The organism is Micromonospora musae (genome assembly GCF_003626545.1).
Taxonomy (GTDB): domain Bacteria; phylum Actinomycetota; class Actinomycetes; order Mycobacteriales; family Micromonosporaceae; genus Micromonospora; species Micromonospora musae.
This window is the reverse complement of the sequence record NZ_RAZS01000004.1, coordinates 240077-260175: the sequence shown is the minus strand read 5'-3', so window position 1 is coordinate 260175 and position 20099 is coordinate 240077. Positions and strand designations below refer to the sequence as shown.

General features: G+C 74.0%; 18 protein-coding genes. 10 read left to right on the top strand and 8 right to left on the bottom strand.

The features are described 5' to 3' along the window. Window position 1: 1 nt before the first annotated feature. From D7147_RS12990 to D7147_RS12965, 6 genes are all read left to right on the top strand, one after another. Complete coding sequence (locus tag D7147_RS12990; RefSeq protein ID WP_120677181.1) at window positions 2-2167, top strand: putative bifunctional diguanylate cyclase/phosphodiesterase; 2166 nt, start codon at window positions 2-4, stop codon at window positions 2165-2167. Between the two features lie 177 nt (window positions 2168-2344). Continuing rightward, window positions 2345-2845 carry a DUF456 domain-containing protein gene (locus D7147_RS12985; RefSeq protein WP_120677179.1) on the top strand — a complete coding sequence of 167 codons (501 nt, stop codon included), beginning with the start codon at window positions 2345-2347 and terminating at the stop codon, window positions 2843-2845. A 337-nt stretch (window positions 2846-3182) separates the two neighbouring features. Next, on the top strand, window positions 3183-4544 hold the full coding sequence (locus tag D7147_RS12980) for a glutamine synthetase family protein (protein WP_120677177.1): 1362 nt from the start codon (window positions 3183-3185) through the stop codon (window positions 4542-4544). Window positions 4545-4706: 162 nt separating this feature from the next. Further along, window positions 4707-6062 carry an aldehyde dehydrogenase family protein gene (locus D7147_RS12975; RefSeq protein ID WP_120677829.1) on the top strand — a complete coding sequence of 452 codons (1356 nt, stop codon included), beginning with the start codon at window positions 4707-4709 and terminating at the stop codon, window positions 6060-6062. A gap of 5 nt (window positions 6063-6067) precedes the next feature. Then, a complete protein-coding gene (locus tag D7147_RS12970; protein ID WP_120677175.1) occupies window positions 6068-6835 on the top strand; it encodes a 3-oxoacyl-ACP reductase in 768 nt (255 codons plus the stop codon). 212 nt (window positions 6836-7047) lie between these two features. After that, entirely contained in the window at window positions 7048-9447 is a 2400-nt protein-coding gene (locus D7147_RS12965; RefSeq protein WP_120677827.1) for an ATP-binding SpoIIE family protein phosphatase, read from the top strand. Window positions 9448-9532: 85 nt separating this feature from the next. Here D7147_RS12965 and D7147_RS12960 read toward each other — a convergent pair whose 3' ends face one another. Continuing rightward, window positions 9533-9847 (bottom strand): STAS domain-containing protein, encoded by a 315-nt coding sequence (locus tag D7147_RS12960; protein WP_199716758.1) that lies wholly within the window; start codon window positions 9845-9847, stop codon window positions 9533-9535. A 93-nt stretch (window positions 9848-9940) separates the two neighbouring features. On the opposite strand from D7147_RS12960, the gene map reads away from it, so the two are divergent. Both map and D7147_RS12950 read left to right on the top strand, forming a co-directional pair. Then, window positions 9941-10798, top strand: a complete 858-nt coding sequence (map, locus tag D7147_RS12955) for a type I methionyl aminopeptidase (protein ID WP_120677173.1) — start codon at window positions 9941-9943, stop codon at window positions 10796-10798. Next, entirely contained in the window at window positions 10795-11511 is a 717-nt protein-coding gene (locus D7147_RS12950) for a VIT1/CCC1 transporter family protein (protein WP_120677171.1), read from the top strand. Before map ends, D7147_RS12950 begins: the two co-directional genes overlap by 4 nt. A 19-nt stretch (window positions 11512-11530) precedes the next feature. Here D7147_RS12950 and D7147_RS12945 read toward each other — a convergent pair whose 3' ends face one another. The 7 genes from D7147_RS12945 to D7147_RS12915 all read right to left on the bottom strand — a co-directional run bounded on the left by D7147_RS12945 (window position 11531) and on the right by D7147_RS12915 (window position 18211). Next, a complete protein-coding gene (locus D7147_RS12945; protein WP_233563117.1) occupies window positions 11531-12268 on the bottom strand; it encodes a nucleotidyltransferase domain-containing protein in 738 nt (245 codons plus the stop codon). Between the two features lie 211 nt (window positions 12269-12479). Beyond that, entirely contained in the window at window positions 12480-12974 is a 495-nt protein-coding gene (locus tag D7147_RS12940; protein ID WP_120677169.1) for a nitroreductase family deazaflavin-dependent oxidoreductase, read from the bottom strand. A gap of 86 nt (window positions 12975-13060) precedes the next feature. Then, window positions 13061-15868 carry an ABC transporter permease gene (locus D7147_RS12935; RefSeq protein WP_233563116.1) on the bottom strand — a complete coding sequence of 936 codons (2808 nt, stop codon included), beginning with the start codon at window positions 15866-15868 and terminating at the stop codon, window positions 13061-13063. After that, window positions 15865-16599, bottom strand: coding sequence for an ABC transporter ATP-binding protein (locus tag D7147_RS12930; RefSeq protein ID WP_120677167.1), 735 nt, complete (start codon window positions 16597-16599; stop codon window positions 15865-15867). The genes D7147_RS12935 and D7147_RS12930 overlap by 4 nt, the downstream gene beginning before the upstream one ends. Then, window positions 16596-17195, bottom strand: coding sequence for a PadR family transcriptional regulator (locus tag D7147_RS12925; protein WP_120677166.1), 600 nt, complete (start codon window positions 17193-17195; stop codon window positions 16596-16598). The genes D7147_RS12930 and D7147_RS12925 overlap by 4 nt, the downstream gene beginning before the upstream one ends. A 66-nt stretch (window positions 17196-17261) precedes the next feature. After that, entirely contained in the window at window positions 17262-17711 is a 450-nt protein-coding gene (locus D7147_RS12920) for a ferritin-like domain-containing protein (protein ID WP_120677164.1), read from the bottom strand. Next, on the bottom strand, window positions 17708-18211 hold the full coding sequence (locus D7147_RS12915) for a hypothetical protein (RefSeq protein ID WP_233563115.1): 504 nt from the start codon (window positions 18209-18211) through the stop codon (window positions 17708-17710). The genes D7147_RS12920 and D7147_RS12915 overlap by 4 nt, the downstream gene beginning before the upstream one ends. A 173-nt stretch (window positions 18212-18384) precedes the next feature. Here D7147_RS12915 and rimP point away from each other — a divergent pair, with 173 nt between their 5' ends. Next, on the top strand, window positions 18385-19056 hold the full coding sequence (gene rimP, locus D7147_RS12910; protein WP_120677162.1) for a ribosome maturation factor RimP: 672 nt from the start codon (window positions 18385-18387) through the stop codon (window positions 19054-19056). Continuing rightward, window positions 19053-20096, top strand: a complete 1044-nt coding sequence (gene nusA / locus D7147_RS12905) for a transcription termination factor NusA (protein ID WP_120677160.1) — start codon at window positions 19053-19055, stop codon at window positions 20094-20096. Before rimP ends, nusA begins: the two co-directional genes overlap by 4 nt. Window positions 20097-20099: the final 3 nt, after the last annotated feature.

Below are 20099 nucleotides of genomic sequence, written 5' to 3'. Positions count from 1 at the left end.
CGTGGCCGGCGTCCCGGACTCCACCGGAGACGACGTCAGCCTCTCCGGCGCACAGGGGTACGCCGCCGAGTGGGCCGGCGCCGCACGCCGCTTCGGCTTCGTGCCGCTCAGCGCGACCGAGACCGAGCGGCTGCTGCTCGTGCACACCGTGCGGCTCGCGCAGGCGCTGCGCGCCGAGCCCTTCTCCGACCAGCCGGCCGCGGACGTCGGACGGGCACTGGTCGAGGCGCACCTGACCGAACCGCGGTTGCTGGAGTGGTCGGTTCGCGCCCTCGGCGAGAACCTCGCGGCCCGGGCGCTGCCCGCCCGAGCGGCCGCGCGGGACACCTCCGAGCGGGTCGCGGGGCTGCAGGGCGCGCTCGCCGCCGGCTTCGCCCGCGCGCTGCGCGACCGTACCTTCGCCCAGCAGGAGCGGATCGCCCGCTCGGCCTGGCAGGCGCGCGACCAGGTGGAACGGGCACTGCGCGACAGCGAGGCGCGGTTCCGGGCGGTCTTCACCGGCGCGGCGATCGGGATCGGCATCGCCGACCTCGACGGCCGGATCATCGAGGTGAACCAGTCGTTCGCGGACATGCTCGGGTACGCGGTGGAGGAGCTGCGCCACGTCAACGTGGCCTCGCTCTTCCACGCCGACGACGCCGCCGGGATGCGGGAGCTCTACCAGGGGCTCATCGACGGCGAGCGCGACTCGGTCCGGGTGGAGAAGCGCTACCACCGAAAGGACGGCAGCAGCCTCTGGACCGACCTGGCCGTCTCACTCGTCCGGCACGACGACGGCCGACCACGGTTCACCGTCGCGATGATCGAGGACATCACCGAGCGGTACGCGTTGCAGCAGCGGCTCCGCTTCCAGGCGCTGCACGATCCGCTCACCGGGCTGCCCAACCGGACCCTCTTCTTCGAGACGCTGGGCCGGCTCCTCGACACCGCCGGCCCGGAGCAGCGGGTCGGCGTCTGCTTCCTCGACCTCGACGGGTTCAAGGCGATCAACGACAGCCTCGGGCACGACCTGGGCGACAACCTGCTCGTCGTGATCGCCCGCCGGCTCGCCGACTGCGTCGTCGACCACGGACACCTCGTCGCCCGGATGGGAGGCGACGAGTTCGTCATCCTGGTCGACGGCTGCGACGGGCTCGACGACGCGGTGGCCGTGGCGGACGCGGCGCTGGCCGCGGTCGCCACCCCGGTGTACATCGGCGACCAGCAGCTCACCGTCTCGGCGAGCGTCGGCATCGTCGAGTGCCCGGCGGGCGAGACCAACGCGTCGGATCTGATGAAGGCCGCGGACACCACCCTCTACTGGGCGAAGGCCGAGGGGCGCGGCCGCTGGGCCGTCTACGACCCGGAACGCAGCGCCCGGGAGATCGCCCGCTCGTCGCTGGCCGCGAAGCTGCCCACCGCGCTGGACCGGGGCGAGTTCGTGCTCCGTTACCAGCCGATCGTGTCCCTGCTCGAAGGTCGGATGCTCGCCGTCGAGGCGTTGGTCCGCTGGCAGCACCCCGAACTGGGGTTGCTCGGACCGGACCGGTTCATCGGGCTGGCCGAGGAGACCGGGTTGATCGTCCGGCTCGGCGAGTGGGTGCTCCGGCGGGCCTGCCGTGACGCGGAGCAGTGGCGGCGCGGTTTCCCGGACGCCCGGTTGGTGGTGAGCGTCAACCTGGCCGCCCGGCAGACCGACGACCCGACGATCGTGGAGACGGTCGCGGACGCGCTGGCCTCCAGCGGGCTGCCGGCCGAGCTGCTGCAGCTGGAGTTGACCGAGAGCGCGGTGATGGGCACCGCGGGGGAGCCGCTGCGCGCGCTGCACCGGCTCGCGGCGCTGGGCGTACGCCTGGCCATCGACGACTTCGGCACCGGTTACTCGAACCTCGCGTACCTGCGTCGGCTGCCGATCCACTGCCTGAAACTGGCCGGCCCGTTCGTCGAGGGCATCCGGGGTGACGACGCGGACGCGGTGGCCGACCGTCGGGACGAGCGCATCGTGGACGCGCTCGTCCGGTTGGCACACGCGCTGGAGCTGTGGGTGACCGCCGAGGCGGTGGAGACGGGCGTGCAGGCCGAGCGGCTCAGGGCGTTGCGCTGCGACACCGGTCAGGGGCGGCTCTTCGGCGCGCCGATGCCGGCCGACCGGATCGCGGCCCGGCTGGCCGGCGCGGAGGCGGCGTGAGCCCCGCCGGCGTCCGGCCGGTGCGGCGATGGTCCCGGGTGAGCGGGCGAGGGCCCGACGGCCGCCGGTACGGGTGAGGATTGAGTCGGCGCGTCCGGCGACCACTGACGCAACGGCTCGGGCGTTCGGGCATGCCGCGCTCGCCCGCCCCGTAGTCGCGAACGGAGGGTGGCTCCGATGAGCCTGACGGATTCCGAGACCGCCGTGTCGGTGGTCGCGGCCCTGGCGATCCTGGCCGGGCTGGCCGGAGTGATCGTGCCGGGCCTGCCCGCGTTGCCGCTCTGCTGGGCCGGGGTGCTGCTCTGGGCGATCTTCGGCGGCACGGGCGGGGGGCGGTGGCTGGTGCTCGCCGCCGCGACGCTGGTCGCCGTCGGCGGCACCGTCGTCAAGTACGCCTGGCCGGGGCGCAACCTGAAACGCAGCGGCGTGCCCACCTCCTCACTGCTCGCCGGAGGGCTGCTCGGCCTGGTCGGCTTCTTCGTCATCCCCGTGATCGGGCTGGTGCTCGGTTTCGTCGCCGGGGTCTGGGTGGCGGAGCGGCTGCGGCTCGGTGACTCGCGGCTCGCCTGGCCGGCCACGAAGCGGGCGGTCGCGGCGGCCGGCCTGTCGATGCTGCTGGAGTTCCTCTCCGGGCTGGTGATCGCCGTGCTCTGGGTGCTCGGGCTGTTGTTCACCTGATCCGGGTGGCGCGGCCGCCGGCCGGGTCGCCCGGCTGCCCGGCACAGCGGCCGAGGAAGGCGAAAGGGTGGCGGCTGCCGAGGAGACGGCGGCGACGCGGGGCCTGCGTCGCGTACGGCCGATCGCCGTACGGGTGAGAGAGAGGTGACCGCCCCGCGTCGCCGCGCTGCCGGGCGGTCCGAGCGCCCGGCGCTGGCCCGTGGCGATCGGGCCTGGTCACAGGCTCAAGGATGCGCCGCGGCGAGCCCGCGGGCAACCGGAATTCCGCTCCGCCTGGCGGCATGGGCATTGACGGCCGTCGGGTTTGCCAGTAGACCTTGGGAATGGAGGCCCGCCGATGAGAGCACCCCTGACGCTGGAGCAGCTCCGGGTCGCCGTCGCCGAGCGGGAGATCGACACCGTGGTGCTGGCGCTCGTCGACATGCAGGGCCGGCTGCAGGGCAAGAGGTTCCACGCCCCCTACTTCCTCGAGCACGTGGTCGGGCACGGCAGCGAGGGGTGCAACTACCTGCTCGCCGTCGACGTGGAGATGAACACCGTCGACGGCTACGCCATGTCGAGCTGGGAGCGGGGCTACGGCGACTTCGCGATGAAGGCCGACCTGGGCACGCTGCGCCGGGTGCCCTGGCAGCCGGGGACGGCTCTGCTCCTCGCCGACCTGGAGTGGCTGGACGGCTCCGGGCCGGTGGTCGCCTCGCCACGGCAGATCCTCCGCCACCAGCTCGACCGGCTGAGCCGGCACGGGCTGACCGCGTACGCCGGCACCGAGCTGGAGTTCGTGCTCTACCGCGACTCGTACGAGGACGCCTGGCAGCGCGGCTACCGGGAGTTAACCCCGGCCAACCAGTACAACGCGGACTACTCGCTGCTCGGCACGGCCCGGGTGGAGCCGCTGCTGCGACGCATCCGCCTCGAGATGGCCGGCGCCGGGCTGACCCCGGAGAGCGCGAAGGGCGAGTGCAACCTCGGCCAGCACGAGATCGCCTTCCGCTACGACGAGGCGGTCGCCTGCGCGGACCATCACGTCGTCTACAAGAACGGCGCGAAGGAGATCGCCGCCCAGGAGGGCATGGCGATCACCTTCATGGCGAAGCCGAACGCGCGGGAGGGCAACTCCTGCCACATCCACTTCTCGCTGCGCGACGCCGACGGCGACCCGGCGCTGCTCGGCGACGGGCCGGCCCGGTTGAGCGTGACCGGCCGGCGGGTGCTCGCCGGACTGCTCGCCACCATGCGCGAGTTCAGCCTCTTCTTCGCCCCGAACATCAACTCGTACAAGCGCTACCAGCCGGGCTCGTTCGCACCGACCGCGCTGCACTGGGGCACCGACAACCGCACCTGCGCCCTGCGTCTGGTCGGGCACGGGGCGGATCTGCGGGTGGAGAACCGGGTGCCCGGCGCGGACGTGAACCCCTACCTGGCGATCGCCGCGCTGGTCGCCGGGGCGGTGTACGGCCTCGAGCGGGAGCTGGAGCTCGGCGAGGAGTGCACCGGCAACGCCTACGACGATCCGTCCGTCGAGCGGGTGCCGGGCACGCTGCGCGACGCGCTCGCCCTCTGGGAGTCCTCCGGGCCGGCCGCCGACGCCTTCGGCCCCGAGGTGGTCGCCCACTACGCCAACCACGCTCGGGTCGAGCTCGCCGCCTTCGACGCCGCGGTCACCGACTGGGAGCTCTTCCGTGGCTTCGAACGCCTCTGACGGATCGAGCTCGCCGCCTTCGACCCCGCGGTCACCGACCGGGAGCTCTTCCGTGGCTTCGAACGCCGCTGACCGGCCAACCCGGCCCACCCGGCCCGGCGGTCGCGGAGGTCCGGGCGGGGCTGGCCTGAAGCGCCGGATCGACGGGCCGGGGCGGTGGGCGTGACGACGCTTGTCGACCCGGCCACCGGGACGGAGATCGGGGAGGTGCCGGCCACCTCGGCCGAGGAGGTCGACGTCGCCGTCGCCCGGGCCGCGGCGGCGTACGAGCGGTGGCGGTGGACGGCGCCGGGGGAGCGGGCGCGGCTGCTGCGCCGGTTCGCGGCCGTCGTCGACGCGCACCGGGAGGAGTTGGCGCAGCTGGAGGTCCGTAACAGCGGGCACACGATCGGCAACGCCCGCTGGGAGGCCGGCAACGTCCGGGACGTGCTCGACTACTACGCCGGCGCGCCCGAGCGGCTCACCGGCCGGCAGATCCCGGTGCCCGGCGGGCTCGACGTCACCTTCCACGAGCCGCTCGGCGTCGTCGGGGTGATCGTGCCGTGGAACTTCCCGATGCCGATCGCCGCGTGGGCGCTGGCTCCGGCCCTCGCCGCCGGCAACACCGTCGTGCTGAAACCGGCCGAGCTGACCCCGCTCACCGCGCTGCGCCTGGCCGAGTTGGGCCGTGCGGCAGGCCTGCCCGACGACGTGTTCACAGTCCTTCCCGGCGAGGGCGCGGTGGTGGGCGAGCGGCTCGTCACCCACCCGGCGGTCCGCAAGATCTGCTTCACCGGCTCCACCGCCGTCGGCACCCGGATCATGGCCGGCTGCGCGGCGCAGGTGAAGCGGCTGACGCTGGAGCTGGGCGGGAAGTCCGCCAACGTGGTCTTCGCCGACGCCGACCTGGCACGCGCGGCGGCCACCGCCCCGTACGCCGTCTTCGACAACGCCGGCCAGGACTGTTGCGCCCGTTCCCGGATCCTCGTGCAGCGCTCGGCGTACGACCGGTTCCTGGAGCTGCTCGAACCGGCGGTGCGCGCGTTCCGGGTGGAGGACCCGGCCCGGGAGACGGCCGAGATGGGTCCGCTGATCTCGGCGGCCCACCGGGACCGGGTCGCCGGCTACGTCGAGGGCGCCCGGGTCGCCTTCACCGGATCCCGGCCGGCCGGCCCCGGCTTCTGGTACGCCCCGACCGTGCTGCTGACCGACACGACGGCGGACCGGCACTGGCGCGACGAGATCTTCGGCCCGGTCGTGTCGGTGCTGCCGTTCGACGACGAGTCGGAGGCGATCCGGCTCGCCAACGACGGCGACCACGGCCTCTCCGGCTCGATCTGGACCCGCGACGTGGGCCGGGCGATCCGGGTGACCCGGGCCGTCGAGTCCGGGAACCTCAGCGTCAACTCGCACTCCTCGGTGCGCTACTGGACCCCGTTCGGCGGCATGAAGCACTCCGGCCTCGGCCGGGAGTTGGGCCCCGACGCGCTGCACGCGTTCACCGATGTCAAGAACGTCTTCATCGCGGCGGAGGAGTGAGCGAAGTGCGTGATCGGTTGCGGGACCGGGTGGCCGTCGTCACCGGCGCGGGCAGCGGGATCGGGCTGGCCACGGTGCGGCGGTTCGCCGCCGAGGGTGCCCTGGTGGTCTGCGTGGACATCGACGCGGAGGCGGGCGAGCGGGCCGCTGCCGAGGCGCACGGCGAGGCCGTGGTGGCCGACGTGGCGGACGAGGACGCCGTGCGGGACCTCTTCGACGGGGTGGTGGCGCGGCACGGCCGGGTGGATGTGGCGTTCAACAACGCCGGCATCTCCCCGCCGGAGGACGACTCGATCCTGGAGACCGGGCTCGACGCCTGGGAGCGGGTGCTGCGGGTCAACACCACGAGCGTCTACCTGTGCTGCAAGTACGTCATTCCGCACATGCGCCGGCAGGGCAAGGGCTCGATCATCAACACCGCCTCGTTCGTGGCGCTGATGGGAGCGGCCACCTCGCAGATCGCGTACACCGCGAGCAAGGGTGGGGTGCTGGCGATGACCCGGGAGCTGGGGGTGCAGTTCGCCCGGGAGGGGATCCGGGTGAATGCGCTCTGTCCCGGCCCGGTCGCGACTCCGCTGCTGCTCGAACTCTTCGCGGCCGACCCGGAACGAGCCGCCCGCCGGCTGGTGCACGTGCCGATGGGCCGGTTCGGCAGCCCGGACGAGATCGCCGCGGCGGTGGCGTTCCTGGCCAGCGACGACGCGTCCTTCATGACCGCCGCGCAGTTCGTGGTGGACGGTGGCATCACGGGCGCGTACGTCACCCCGCTCTGAGATCCTCGTCACCCCCGGGCGCCTCTCGGCGAGGCCGCGGGTGACGGCCGCCCCGCCCGGCGGGCGGAGTTCACGGTCAGCGGCGCGGGCCGGGCGGAGACCGATAGCAGCGCGCCGCGCGGCGAATGTGTTACGTCGTGTTCCCGCGGGGGTACAAGGCGATGCACAGGGGAGTGAAGATCATCCGCGTGGAGGCCGGACCGGGAGGCTGCATGAGTTCGGCGCTGGGGGGCGCGGGCGCGGGGCGACTACGCGCCGCCGACGGCGAACTGCCCCCACCGTTGGCTGCGATGTTCGCCGATGGCGGTGAGATGGGTCGCCGTCTCGCGACCTTCGACTGGTCGGGTACGCCACTGGGACACCCCCGGGACTGGCCGGCTGCTCTCGTGGGTGCGGTGGGCATGATGCTCGCCTCCAGCGCGCAGATCGTCATGTTCTGGGGTGATGAGCAGCTCGCCTTCTACAACGACGCCTACCGGCCCACCATCGGCGGCAAGCACCCGGACGTGCTCTGCCGGCCCGCCCGGACGCACTGGGCCGAGACCTGGGACGTGCTCGCTCCGCTGCTGGAGGGGGTACGCCGCACGGGACGCTCCTACCACGCCGAGGACCACCCGTTCCTGATCGACCGACACGGGTTCCTGGAGCAGACGTACTTCACCGTCTCGTACGACCCGATCCGGGTGGCCGACGGCTCGGTGGGCGGCGTCTTCTGCATCGTCAACGAGACCACCGGCCGGGTGCTGGGCGAGCGACGGCTGCGCCTGCTGGCCGAACTCGGCACCGAACTGGCCGATGTCGGTACCGCTGCCGCGCTCGGCGGGGCCGCCGCCACGGTGCTCGACCGGTACCGGGCGGACGTGCCCTTCGCCCAGATCTGGCTGCGTGACGACGCGAAGCGGCTCACCCTCGCCGGTGGCAGCGGCGGGGTGCCACCGGTCACGGCGGAGGCGGTGCTCGACCGGGCGCTGGGCGACTCCCGCCGCAGCGCCCCCGTGAGTGACCTGCTCGACACGCCGCCGGCCGAAGCCGGCGACCGGGCGCTCCTGCTGCCGATCACCGCGACGAACCAGACCGTGGGTGCGCTGGTCGTCGGGGTGTCCGACCGGCTCCCGTCGACCGAGGGCTACCACGACTTCCTCGACCTGGTGGCGGTCCAGATCTCCCGCGCGGTGGAGCGCGGCCAGGTCGTCCGCCGCCTCCGCTTGCTCGCCGACGCGGCGGTGGCGGTCAACACCGCCCGCTCGACCGCGGACGTGCTCCGCGTCGCCGCCCGGCACGCCCTCGACCTCGTCGACGCCGTCCGGGTGCTGATCACCGCGGGTGAGCACCGCGTCGAGGCGGACGCCGGGGGCGACGCCGCGGCAGACCCCTCGCTGGTGCTGGCGCTCGCCGACACCGGCGACGCGCCGCTCGGAGAGCTGCGGGTATGGCGTCCGCCCACCGACGGCGCGAGGACCGACGACGCGGCGCTCACCCAGCTGGCGCGCCTGGTCGGGGTGCGGCTGGAGAACGCCCAGCTCTTCGAGGCCGAGCACCGGGTCGCCACGACGTTGCAGCACAGCCTGCTGCCCCGGTCGCTGCCGCAGCTGGCCGGCGCCCTGGTGGCCAGCCGGTACCTGCCGGGCACCACCGATGTCGAGGTCGGCGGTGACTGGTACGACGTGATGGTCCTGGACGAGCGGGAATTGGTGCTCGTCATCGGGGACGTGGTCGGCAAGGGCGTGCAGGCGGCGGCCGCGATGGGTCAACTGCGCAACGCGCTGCGCGCCTACCTGCTCGAGGGCTACGGCCCGGGTGAGTCGTTGACCCGGTTGAACCGCCTGGTCGGGTCGACCGGGCACAACTCCTTCGCCACCGTGGTCTGCCTGCTGTTCCACCCGGACACCGGACGGGTGCGGTACGCGAGCGCCGGCCACCCGTCCCCGTTGCTGATCGGCGGGGAGGAGGTGACCCTCCTCTACGACCGGGCGCTGGGCCCGCCGGTCGGCGCGGTGGCGGACGCCGCGTACCGGAGCATCGAGGGGGAGTTGCCGGTCGGCGGCCGGATCCTGTTCTACACCGACGGCCTGATCGAGGAGCGGCAACTCGACCTCGACGAGGCGCTGGCACAGCTCCGCGCCGACGCGGCCGGCCCGAGCGAGCACGTGGCCGACCTGATCGACACCGTGCTGGGGCGGGTGGAGGGACGGCCGCGGCGCGACGACGTGGCGGTGCTCGCGCTGGAGGCGGCCGAGCCGCACCGGTTCAGCCTGCGTCTGCCGGCCGACCCGACCCGGCTCAGCCTGCTGCGCAAGCGGTTGGAGGACTTCCTGGTGGCCCACGACGTCGGCGAGACGGATCTGTTCGACCTGACCGTGGCGATCTCCGAGGCCGCCGCCAACGCGATCGAGCACCCGGTCGACCCGGCGGAGCCCACCATCGGCGTCGAGGTGGCGATCGAGGACCGCACGGTGGTCGCCACCGTCCGCGACAGCGGACGGTGGCGGGAGTCGACAGGTACCGGCTTCCGGGGCCGGGGGCTGGCGCTGATCCGGGCGCTGGGGGAGCTTTCCGTCGGGCGCACCCCGACGGGGACGGAGGTGACGCTGCGCCGGCGGTTGCAGGAGTGAGCGGCCGCCGACGAAGGCTCGCAGCGGCGGCCCTATCGGCGGCCGAGGTCCCCGACGGCACGGCGGCGGGCCGGGCGGGCGGGGGTCACTCCGGGCGTAGCCAGGCCTGTTCGCCGAGGCCGGAGATGTCGAGGACCCGCCGGACCTGCCGGGACGGCAGCACGGTGAGCGCGTTCGGGAGCTGCCGGGCGAGTCGGACCAGCGCGTGGATCGCGGCGGAGTCGAAGAAGGTGACCGCACGCAGGTCGAGGGTGACCCGGCCGGCGGGCTCGCGCAGCGCCGTCTGGAACATCGTGTCCGCGGTGGCCATGTCGACCTCGCCGGTCACCGTCACCCGGACGTGGTCGCCGGTGCTCTCGACGGTGGCCGAGAAGACGGGCGGCGGGGCCCCTAGATCCACCCCGCAACCATGGCACACCGGGGCAGACAGGGCAACCACCGTCGGACGTCCACCGCGAGGGACCGCGCCGGGTCGCGGCGATAGGCTTGGACCATGACCGTCCGTGCGCCGCTGACCCCAGGCACGCTCTCCCCGATGCGAGCGGTTCCGGCCCGCATCACCCGCCCGGAGTACGTGGGCAAGAAGGCGCCCAAGCAGTGGCGCGGGTCGCACGTGCAGACCCCGGAGACGATCGAGAAGATGCGGGTCGCCAGCCGGCTGGCCGCGCAGGCGACCCAGCTCGCCGGGGAGCACTGCAAGCCGGGCGTGACCACCGACGAGATCGACCGGGTGGTGCACGAGTTCCTCTGCGACCACGGCGCGTACCCGTCGACGCTCGGCTACAAGGGCTTCCCGAAGTCCTGCTGCACCAGCCTCAACGAGGTCATCTGCCACGGCATCCCGGACTCGACGGCGCTGCAGGACGGCGACATCGTCAACGTCGACGTCACCGCGTACCTCAACGGGGTGCACGGCGACACGAACGCCACCTTCTGCGTCGGCGAGGTGAGCGAGGAGGCCGGGCAGCTGGTCGAGCGCACCCACGAGGCGATGATGCGGGGCATCCGGTCGGTCGCCCCGGGCCGGCAGATCAACGTGATCGGCCGGGTCATCGAGTCGTACGCGAAGCGGTTCGGTTACGGCGTGGTGCGCGACTTCACCGGCCACGGCATCGGCGAGGCCTTCCACAGCGGGCTCTACGTGCCGCACTACGACAGCCCGCGGCCGACCGAGGTCATCGAGCCGGGCATGACGTTCACCATCGAGCCGATGATCACGCTCGGCACCTACCAGTACGACATGTGGGACGACGGCTGGACCGTGGTCACCAAGGACCGTAGGTGGACGGCCCAGTTCGAGCACACCATCCTGGTGACCGAGGACGGCCACGAGATCCTGACCCTGCCGTGACCGACGCTCCCGCCGCGCTGCGCGAGGCGCACCACGCCGACGTCTCCGGTGGCTGGCTCCGGCCGGCCGTCTTCGGCGCCATGGACGGGCTGGTCACCAACATCGCCCTGATCGCCGGGGTCGGCGGCGGCGGGGTGTCGCCGCGCAGCATCGTGCTCACCGGCGCGGCCGGGCTGGTGGCCGGCGCGATCTCGATGGGGCTCGGCGAGTACACCAGCGTCCGGTCGGCCAACGAGCAGGTCGCCGCCGAGGTGGCGAAGGAGCGGCGGGAGCTGGAGCGGCACCCCGAGGCGGAGGCCCGGGAACTGGCCGACGCGTGGGTGGCCCGAGGGCTCCCCCGGGACCTCGCCCAGCAGGTCGCCGAGGCGGTACGGCGCAACCCGGAGGAGGCGCTGCGGGTGCACGTCCGGGAGGAGTTGGGCGTGGACCCGGACGACCAGCCCAGCCCGTGGGCGGCGGCCGTCTCCTCGTTCTTCTTCTTCTCCGTCGGGGCGTTCGTGCCGCTGCTGACCTACCTGCTCGGCTTCACGAGCCTCTGGCTCGCACTGGGCGTCGGCGGGCTCGGCCTCTTCCTCGCCGGCGCGGTGGTGGCCCGGTTCACCAGCCGACCCTGGTGGTCCGGTGGGCTGCGTCAGCTGCTGCTGGGCGCCCTGGCCGCCGCCGCCACGTACGCGATCGGCACCCTGATCGGCGTCCAGGGCGGCATCGGCTGACCCCGTCCGCCCGGCCCCCTCACGGGGTGAGGAGATCCTCGACGGTGCCGTCGACGGGTTGACCGCGGGCGGCCAGCTCCTCGGAGTGCCGGGCCAGCACCGTGCCCACCTCGGTCATGTCCGCACCGGCCAGGCCGGTACGCCGGACCGCGTCGCCCGGGTCACGGAAGTACGTGCGGGCCAGCAGGCCGTTGACCGTGGCCGCCGCCAGCCGGGCCTCGCCGAGCATGAGCAGCGCCTGGTCCGTCTCGTACCACTCGGCGAGCTTGGCGGCCCGGGCGTGCGCCGCGTAGCCCCGGTACCAGGCCTGTCGGGCGGCGGCGCTGAACTCGGCGGGCCGGGCCCGGGCCAACCGACCGAGGTGCTCGTCGCGCAGCGTGCGCAGCCAGCCGGTCGGGTCGTGCAGCGGCCGGGTGGTGACGTACCGGTCGGCGGTCAGCGGCCACAGTGAGTTGATCACGCGGGCCTGACCGAGGTAGTCCTCGGCGCCCGCCACCGTCAGGTCGACGAGCACCCCGTCGACTCGACGGGTGCAGGGGGCCGGTCCGGCACCCGGGCGGTAGGTCACCACCAGCATCCCGACCTCGCCGTCCCCGCCGCCGTCGTCGTCACCGTGGGCCAGCGGGCCGTGTACCGCGACGGCGAGCACGTCGGCGGGGAACCGGCGGAGCGCGGCCTGCGCCACCCGCTCGGCGACCGTCCACCGGGGATCGGTCAGGTGCGAATCGGCCTCGCTGTTGGCATTCAAGCCCGCCACTCCCGCGACGATCGTGGACGCGCGCGCCGCGTCCGCTGCCGGTCAGGACGTCGATGCGCGGCCCGCGCCGCTCGCCCCGACCTCGGGTGCCGCCGGCCGGCCACACCCGTCCGCCCCGCTGCGCATCACAGTAGTGCGGTCTCCGGCGATGTTCGGCGGGCCGCGCCGCCCGGACGTCGCCGCGTCGCCGCCGACGTCACCGCGCACCGCGCTAGCCGCGGCCGCCGAGCGACGCGTCCCGCCCGACCGGAACCAGCCGGAAGACGCGGATCTCCCGGCCGCTGGCCCGCCGCTCGTACGTCCGGTACGCGGGCCACTCGGTGACCAGCAGCCGCCAGAGACGGTCGCGTTCGGCGCCCTCGGCCGGTTCGGCACGCACAAGGATCCGGCGGCCCTTCACGGCCACCTCCGCCGCCGGATCGGCGAGCAGGTTCATCGACCAGCCGGGCTGGTGCGTCTGGCCCCAGTTCGAGCCGATCACCACGTACGCGTCGTCGTCCGGCACGTAGAGCAGGGGATTGCTGCGGGGCTTGCCGGAGCGTCGGCCGGTGGTGGTCAGGATCAGCGACGGAACGAGGCCGAGCGCCACCACCCGACCCCGGGTGAGTCGACCGACGGCCCGGTCGGCGGGGACCAGGAGACGCGCGACCGCGCCGAACCAGCGTTGGTGGCCGACGCGGCGGGTGATGGTTCCGAGCACGGACACGCGCACAGTCTGCCGCCTGTCACGTCACGGCGACACCCCTCTGCGCGCCGGGGCTCGCGAGGCCCGGCGCGCGGCGGCGCGCGGGTTCAGTCGAGACGCCGCTCGATCGGCAGTCGCGACCGGGTGAGCAGCCCCGCGCCGAGCATCGCCACCACTGGCACCACCACCAGCACGCCGAGCGTCGCCCAGGGCACGACGAGGGGGTACGGATTCATGACCGGCCAGCTCTCCGCGTACTGCCGGTTGATGGAGGTCAGGATGATGACGGCGGTGCCGAGGCCGGCCCCGATGCCGAGCACCGAACCGAGACCGGCGATGACCCCGGCCTGGCAGAGCGCGAGCAGCCGACGTACCCGTGGACTGGCCCCGACCGCGGCGAGGGTGGAGAGGTCACCGCGGCCCTCCGCGGCGGCGAGCCCGGTGGCGATCCCGGCCGCGCCCACGGTGATCACCCCGGCCGCCGCGGCGAGCAGGAGCAGCAGCCGCGCGTCGTTCGAGGGGGTCCGGCCCTGGTCCAGATCCAGCACGAACTCGCCGTACGGTCGTAGCGCGTCGGCGAGCCGCTGCTGCTGCTCCTCGTCCGGTGCGGCGGGCACCGTGATCGCCCAGGACTGGGTGAACGAGGTCAGCCCGAGCCGGGTGGCCGCCGTGGGGGAGAGCAGCAGCCGGGGGGAGCCGACCGCGTCGGGCAGCGCGTACCCGGTCAGCACGCTCACGGTGCGGTCCGTGGTCTCGGCGCCCGCTCTCTCGGCGCTCCGGTCCACCGCGACCGCCACCGAGCCCTCGTGCAGATAGCGCGGATCGGTCACCACCGCGCCACCGGCCCGTAGTACGGCGGTGGCCGCCGCCGTCTGTGCGGGCGACGCGCCGGTGAGGACGGGTAGCCCGGTGCCGTCGTCCACCAGGATCTGAAGGTAGGGGCTGTAGAAGTCGGGGGACGGAAATTGACAGCGGGGGTCGGCGCGGGCGAGACGGCGTTGCTCCACGGTCATCCGGTCGTTCGGCCGCCACGGGCAGACCTGTTCCGGCGGGAGAACCGCGTCGACGGAGCAGGCGCCAGCGGGCTCGCGCCCCGGATCGCACTCGGCGAAGCTCAGCGGCGCGACGGCGCCCGCGCGGAGGTGGGTGCCGGCCGCCGAGACGACCGCGGCCAGCGGTATTGGTTCGGCGTGCTGCTCGGTCGAGTAGAGCTGCGCGGTTCCGGCCGGCAGCGTGGGCCGACTGTTGTGGACGTTGCGGACCGAGTCACTGGTCAGGTAGGTGCCGAGCGCGACGCTCGCGGCGACGGCGGCCATCACGGCGGAGATGGCGGGCGCCGCGGACGCCCGGTTGCGGCTCGCGTCGCGCAGGGCGATCCGCGGCGCCAACGGCAGCAGCCGACCGAGCCGGGCCAGCAGCCCGATCAGGGTGGGGGTGCAGAAGACCAGGCCGAGCTCGCCGAGGATCAGACCGACGAGGATCAGCGACGGGACGCTGCGGGCGGCGCCGAACGCGGCGATCAGCGCGCCGCCGGCCGTCAGGGCCAGGCCGAGCGCCAACCACCGGCCGCGGTTGCGGGGCGGGGTGCGCCGGCCGGCCAACCCGGCCACCACGTCCTGCCGGGCGGCCGTCCAGGCGGGCGCCAGCGCGGCGAGCACCCCGGCCAGCACCGCGACCCCGCCGATCGCCACCAGCGCCGCCGGCCAGCAGCGGTATCCGCCGAAGCGGGCGGAGAAGACGTACTCCTCGACGAGGGGGCGGGCGGCGAACGCCGTGACGACGCCGAGCAGCAGGCCGGCCGCGGCGCCGAGGAGACCCAGCACCACCCCGTCGGCCAATACCACCCTGCGCAGCTGCGCGGCGTCCCCGCCGGCCACCGCGACCAGGGCGAGGTCGCGCCGCCGCCGACGTACCCCGACCGCGAAGGCGGGCCCGACGAGCAGCACCACCTCCAGCAGACCGAGCCCGCTGACCAGTACGCCGCTGCCCAGCTCGTCCAGGTTGGTGGCGCCGGCGTCGGGCCACCCCCGCAGGGCCGTGTGCTCCTGGGCCGCGGTGCGTCTGATCACCACCACGCCGTGCTCGTTGAGCCGGCGGACCAGGTCGGCGTCCATCGTCGCCGGCAGGTCGACCAGCCAGCTCGTCTCCGCCGTCGCGCGCTCGGCGCGCGGGTCCGCGGCCGGGTGCAGGGCGACGAGTGGACCCAGGTCGTCCGGGAACTCGACCACCCCGACGATCCGGTACGTGTTCTTGCCGTCGGTGGCGGTGGCCGTGTCGCCCAGTCGGGCACCCAGCTCGCGCAGCGCGACCGGGCTCGCCGCCAGCTCGCCGGCGGCGACCGGGGCCCGGCCCTGCCGCAGCCGGAACGTGCCGTGGGTGAGCGGATCGGTGAGGTCGAGTACCCGGCCGTTGAAGCTGGCGGCCTTGCGGTGGCCGGCCACCCGCAGGGCGAGCGGCACCCAGCCGCGGGTCTCCGTGGCCCGGCTCCCCGGCCCGAGCAGCTGGGTGATCTGACCGGTGGTGGGCGGTGGGCCCTCGCCCACGGGCCCGTGGTCCCGGGGCGACCAGTTCTCGCCTCGCTCGTCCTGGGTGACCGGTAAGTCGCCGACCCAGGTCAGCTTCGCGTCGGCGGCCCCGAGCAGGCGGTCGACACGTTCGGCGTGGGTCAGCTCCGACATGTCGTAGCTGACCGCGAGGAACGTCAACACCAGTACCGGCAGCGTGATCATTGCCAGCACCAGGGCGGTACGCCCGCGGGCCCGGCGGGCCTCCCGGCGGGCGATCCGCAGCGCCGCCCGCCACGAGGCGATCAGCTCGGCCGCGTGCCGCCGCCGGCCGAGAGCGGGCGGCGGTGGTTCGGGCGTGCGCGCCGGACGCGAGCCGGCCCGGAGGCGGCCGGCGGGTCGGAGCGTCACCGGCCGCTGCCACTCAACAGCTGCTCGACGCTGCCCAGCGGCGCCGTCGAGTCGACCAGCACCCCGTCACGGAGAAAGACCACCCGGTCCGCCCAGCCGGCGTGCCGCGCCTCGTGGGTGACGAGCAGCCCGCCCGCTCCGGCGTCCACACGGCGGCGCAGCAGGTGCAGCACCGCCTCGCCGGTCTGCGAGTCCAACGCGCCGGTGGGCTCGTCGGCGAGCACCAGCCGCCGTTCGCCGACCAGCGCCCGGGCGATCGCCACCCGCTGCTGCTGGCCCCCGGAGAGCTGGTCCGGGAAACGGTCGCCCAGCTCGGCGAGGTTCACCTCGGCGAGCGCGGCGAGGGCCAGCGCGCGGGCACGCCGTACGCCGGTGCCGTCGAGTTCGAGGGGGAGTGCCACGTTCTCCACCGCGGTCAGGCTGCCCAGCAGGTTCAGGTCCTGGAAGATGTAGCCGACCCGTCGGCGGCGCAGCCGGGCCAGCCCCCGCCGGTCGAGCGCGGCCAGCGGCTGCCCATCGACGCGCACCTCACCGGCGGTGGGGCTGTCCAGACCGCCGGCGAGCGCCAGCAGGGTCGACTTGCCCGAGCCGGACGGGCCCATCACGGCGACCAGCTCGCCGGGCCGGACGGCCAGACTCACCCCGCGCAGGGCGTGCACGGCCGCGGGTCCGGCGCCGTGGGTGCGGTGGACGTCACGTACGTCGAGGATCGTGCCGTCCGCTCCGCTCACCGCCGCGCCTCCTCGTCGGCCGGTACCACCGCCTCGGCGGAGCCGTCCGCGGCGACCGGTGGTCGCCGCCCGGGAACGGTGGGCCGGTACCGCACGAGGCTGGTCTCGCAGTGGTCGAGCCAGCGCACCTCGGCCTCGGCCTGGAAGACCATCGCGTCCAGCACCAGCCGCCAGGGCAGCTCCTCCGGCTGGTCGCTGGCGTACTTCAACCGGGTCAACTCCTGCAGCGTCCGCATGGTCGCGGCGCGCTGGGTCTGCACCACCGACCGGACGTCGACCCCGGGGGTGGTGAGCGCCAGGGCCAGCTTGATGGAGAGCTCGTCACGGGGCCGGTCGGTGCGGCTCACCGGGGTGGCGAACCAGAGCGTGAGGTCGGCCCGGCCGGCGTCGGTGATCTCGTACGGGCGCTGCCCCGCCTCGCTCTCCGGCAGGGAACGCACCAGTCCGTCCCGCTCCAGACGGGCGAGCGTGGTGTACACCTGCCCGATGTTCAGCGGCCAGGTCGAGCCGGTCGACTCCTCGAACGCGGCGCGCAGCTGGTAGCCGTACATCTGGCCGCGTTCGAGCAGGGCGAGCAGCCCGTGACGGATGGACATGGCCCGGAGTATGCATACCTGGTATGCGACTCGCAACCGAAGGTGATCTGCGCCGCGCCGGCCGGTTCAGGTGGGGCGACCGGGAAACGGCACGGTCAGCGGGCTGATCTTCGCCGTTCGTCGCCAGCGGGTGGCCCGTACGGAGTAGTCGATCAGGGCGTCCAGCGCCTGGTCCCGGTCAGCGCCGGTGGTGGCGGCGAGCGCCGCCCGCCAGTGCGCCGCCGTGCGCTCCTCCACCTCGACGGCGAGCCGCAGCGCGCTCGCCCGGTCGGTGATCGGGAACGGCAGCGCGTACCCGGCCTGGCCCGGCGGGACGCTGGCGCCCGCCGTGGTGAGCTGCACGACCAGCGCGTCCCGGCGACGCCGGTGCGCGGCCTCGGCCTGCCGGGCGGCCGTACGCGCGCTGCCGGAGAGCCGCACGCCGATCGGCCCGTACGCGTAGATCGCCGCGTACTCGGCGGTGAGCGCCGCGGCGAGTGCCTCGGCGGAGGTCGGCGGTGCCGCGCGCTCGTTCACTTCAGTGCCTCCAGGTGGGTGGCGCGGGCGGCGGCGATCGATCCGACGAGCGCGGCCCGCGCCGCGGGCGCCGAGGCGCAGGCGGTGACGGCGGCGTCCCGCCCGACGCGTTCCCGCTGGCGCAGGTCGGTGAGGGCGGCGTCCGGGTCGGGGAGGGCGGCGCCGCCCGGCGTCGGCCCGGTCGACGGGAGGTCGACATCGAGCAGCCGGGCCAGCTCGGTGGCGTGCGCCTGGTGCGCGTCGGCGATCGGGGTGAGCCGCGCGGCCAGGTCGACGTGCGCCGCGGCGGCGTCGCGGTACGCGGTGGCGAGCGCCAGCGACTCGTCCAGCAGCGGTCGCAGCGGATCGGGGGGCGGCGGCGTCTCGTCGCGACCGAACGGGTCGCAGGCGGTCAGCGGTCCCGCCGCCGCACCGAGGGCCAGCAGCCCTCCGACGCGCAGTAGATGGCGCCGGGAATGCCGGGTTGCGTCGATACGCTGTGCTGTCGTGCCTCTGGCCACCGCACAAGTCAACACCATCCGTCGCGGTGCGTGGGTCATCGCCGTCGGTGCGCCGCTCGGCCGGGGGGTGGCCCGGCGCGTTACGCTCTGCGCAGCCACCGGGCGCGATCGCCCCGGTGGCGTGCCGGCATGGGGCGGGACAAGGGTCGCCGTCGAGTGGGAGAGAGTGCGAGATGACGCAGCGTGGCCGTGCGACCAGGCCGACTGGGCGGCCCCGCGGCGCGGAGCGCCCCCGCGGTGGCGACCTCGCCGCCCGGCGTGACCGGTTGCGGGCTGTGATCGAGCCGGTGGTCGTCGACGCGGGCTACGACCTCGAGGACCTCTCCGTCTCGCGGGCCGGCCGGCGGCACGTGGTCCGGGTGATCGTGGACGCCGACGGTGGGATCAACCTGGACGGCGTCGCGGACGTCTCCCGGGCGGTCTCCGCGGCGCTCGACGCCGCGGAGGAGACCGGTGGCGACATCGTCGCCGGCGAGTACCAGCTCGAGGTCAGCTCGCCGGGCGTGGACCGGCCGCTCACGCTGCCCCGGCACTGGCGGCGCAACGTCGGCCGGCTGGTCAAGGTGACCACCCGGGCCGCTGCGGCCCTGCCGGAGCAGCGCGCTGAGCAGCCCGCCGGTGACCGGCAGGTCACCGGCCGGATCGTCTCGGCCGACGACGAGCGCGTGGCGCTGGAGACCGACACCGGCCGCGCCGAGTGGGCCTACGCCCAGCTCGGCCCGGGGCGGGTGCAGGTCGAGTTCAACCGTCTCGACGAGATCGACGAGGCGGAGTTCGGTGAGGCCGGCGATGCCGGTGATTCAGACGAGATCGACGACGAAGATGTGGAGGACGAGGAGAGGTGAACATCGACCTCGCGGCGCTGCGCGCACTCGAGCGCGAGCGGGAGATCCCGTTCGACACGATCCTCGCGGCGATTGAGACCGCGCTGCTGACCGCGTACCGGCACACCGAAGGCGCCGAAACGCACGCACGAGTGGAGATCGACCGCAAGTCCGGCGCGGCCTCGGTGTACGCGCAGGAGTTGGACGACGAGGGCGCGGTGGTGCGGGAGTGGGACGACACTCCGCACGACTTCGGCCGCATCGCCGCCATGACCGCCAAGCAGGTGATCCTCCAGCGGCTGCGGGAGGCCACCGACGAGGCTCACTTCGGTGAGTACGTGGGCCGCGACGGCGACCTGGTCACCGGCGTGGTGCAGGCGCACGAGGCGCGGGCCGAGAAGGGCATCGTCAGCGTCGACCTGGGCAAGCTGGAGGGCGTGCTGCCGCAGTCCGAGCAGGTGCCCGGCGAGCGTTACGTGCACGGTGAGCGCCTTCGCTGCGTCGTGGTGCACGTCGCCAAGGGCGTCCGCGGACCGCAGATCACCCTGTCCCGTTCGCACCCGGCGCTGGTGAAGAAGCTCTTCGCGCTGGAGGTGCCGGAGATCGCCGACGGCACCGTGGAGATCGGCGCCATCGCGCGTGAGGCAGGTCACCGTACGAAGATCGCCGTACGCTCTACCGCCCCGGGCGTCAACGCCAAGGGCGCCTGCATCGGCCCGATGGGTCAGCGGGTCCGGGCCGTGATGAGCGAACTGCACGGCGAAAAGATCGACATCATCGACTGGTCGGACGACCCGGCCACCTTCGTCGGTAACGCGTTGTCGCCGGCCAAGGCGCTGCGGGTCGAGGTGGTCGACCTGGCCACCCGGACCGCCCGGGTGACCGTGCCGGACTTTCAGCTCTCCCTCGCGATCGGCCGGGAAGGGCAGAACGCCCGGTTGGCGGCCCGACTGACCGGTTGGCGCATCGACATCCGTTCAGATGCGGAGCAGGCCGCGCCGGCCGGCCGGAGCGGAGCTGATCACGTGCGGGAGCCGGGCAGCGCGATCTCCGGCAGCTAGGGG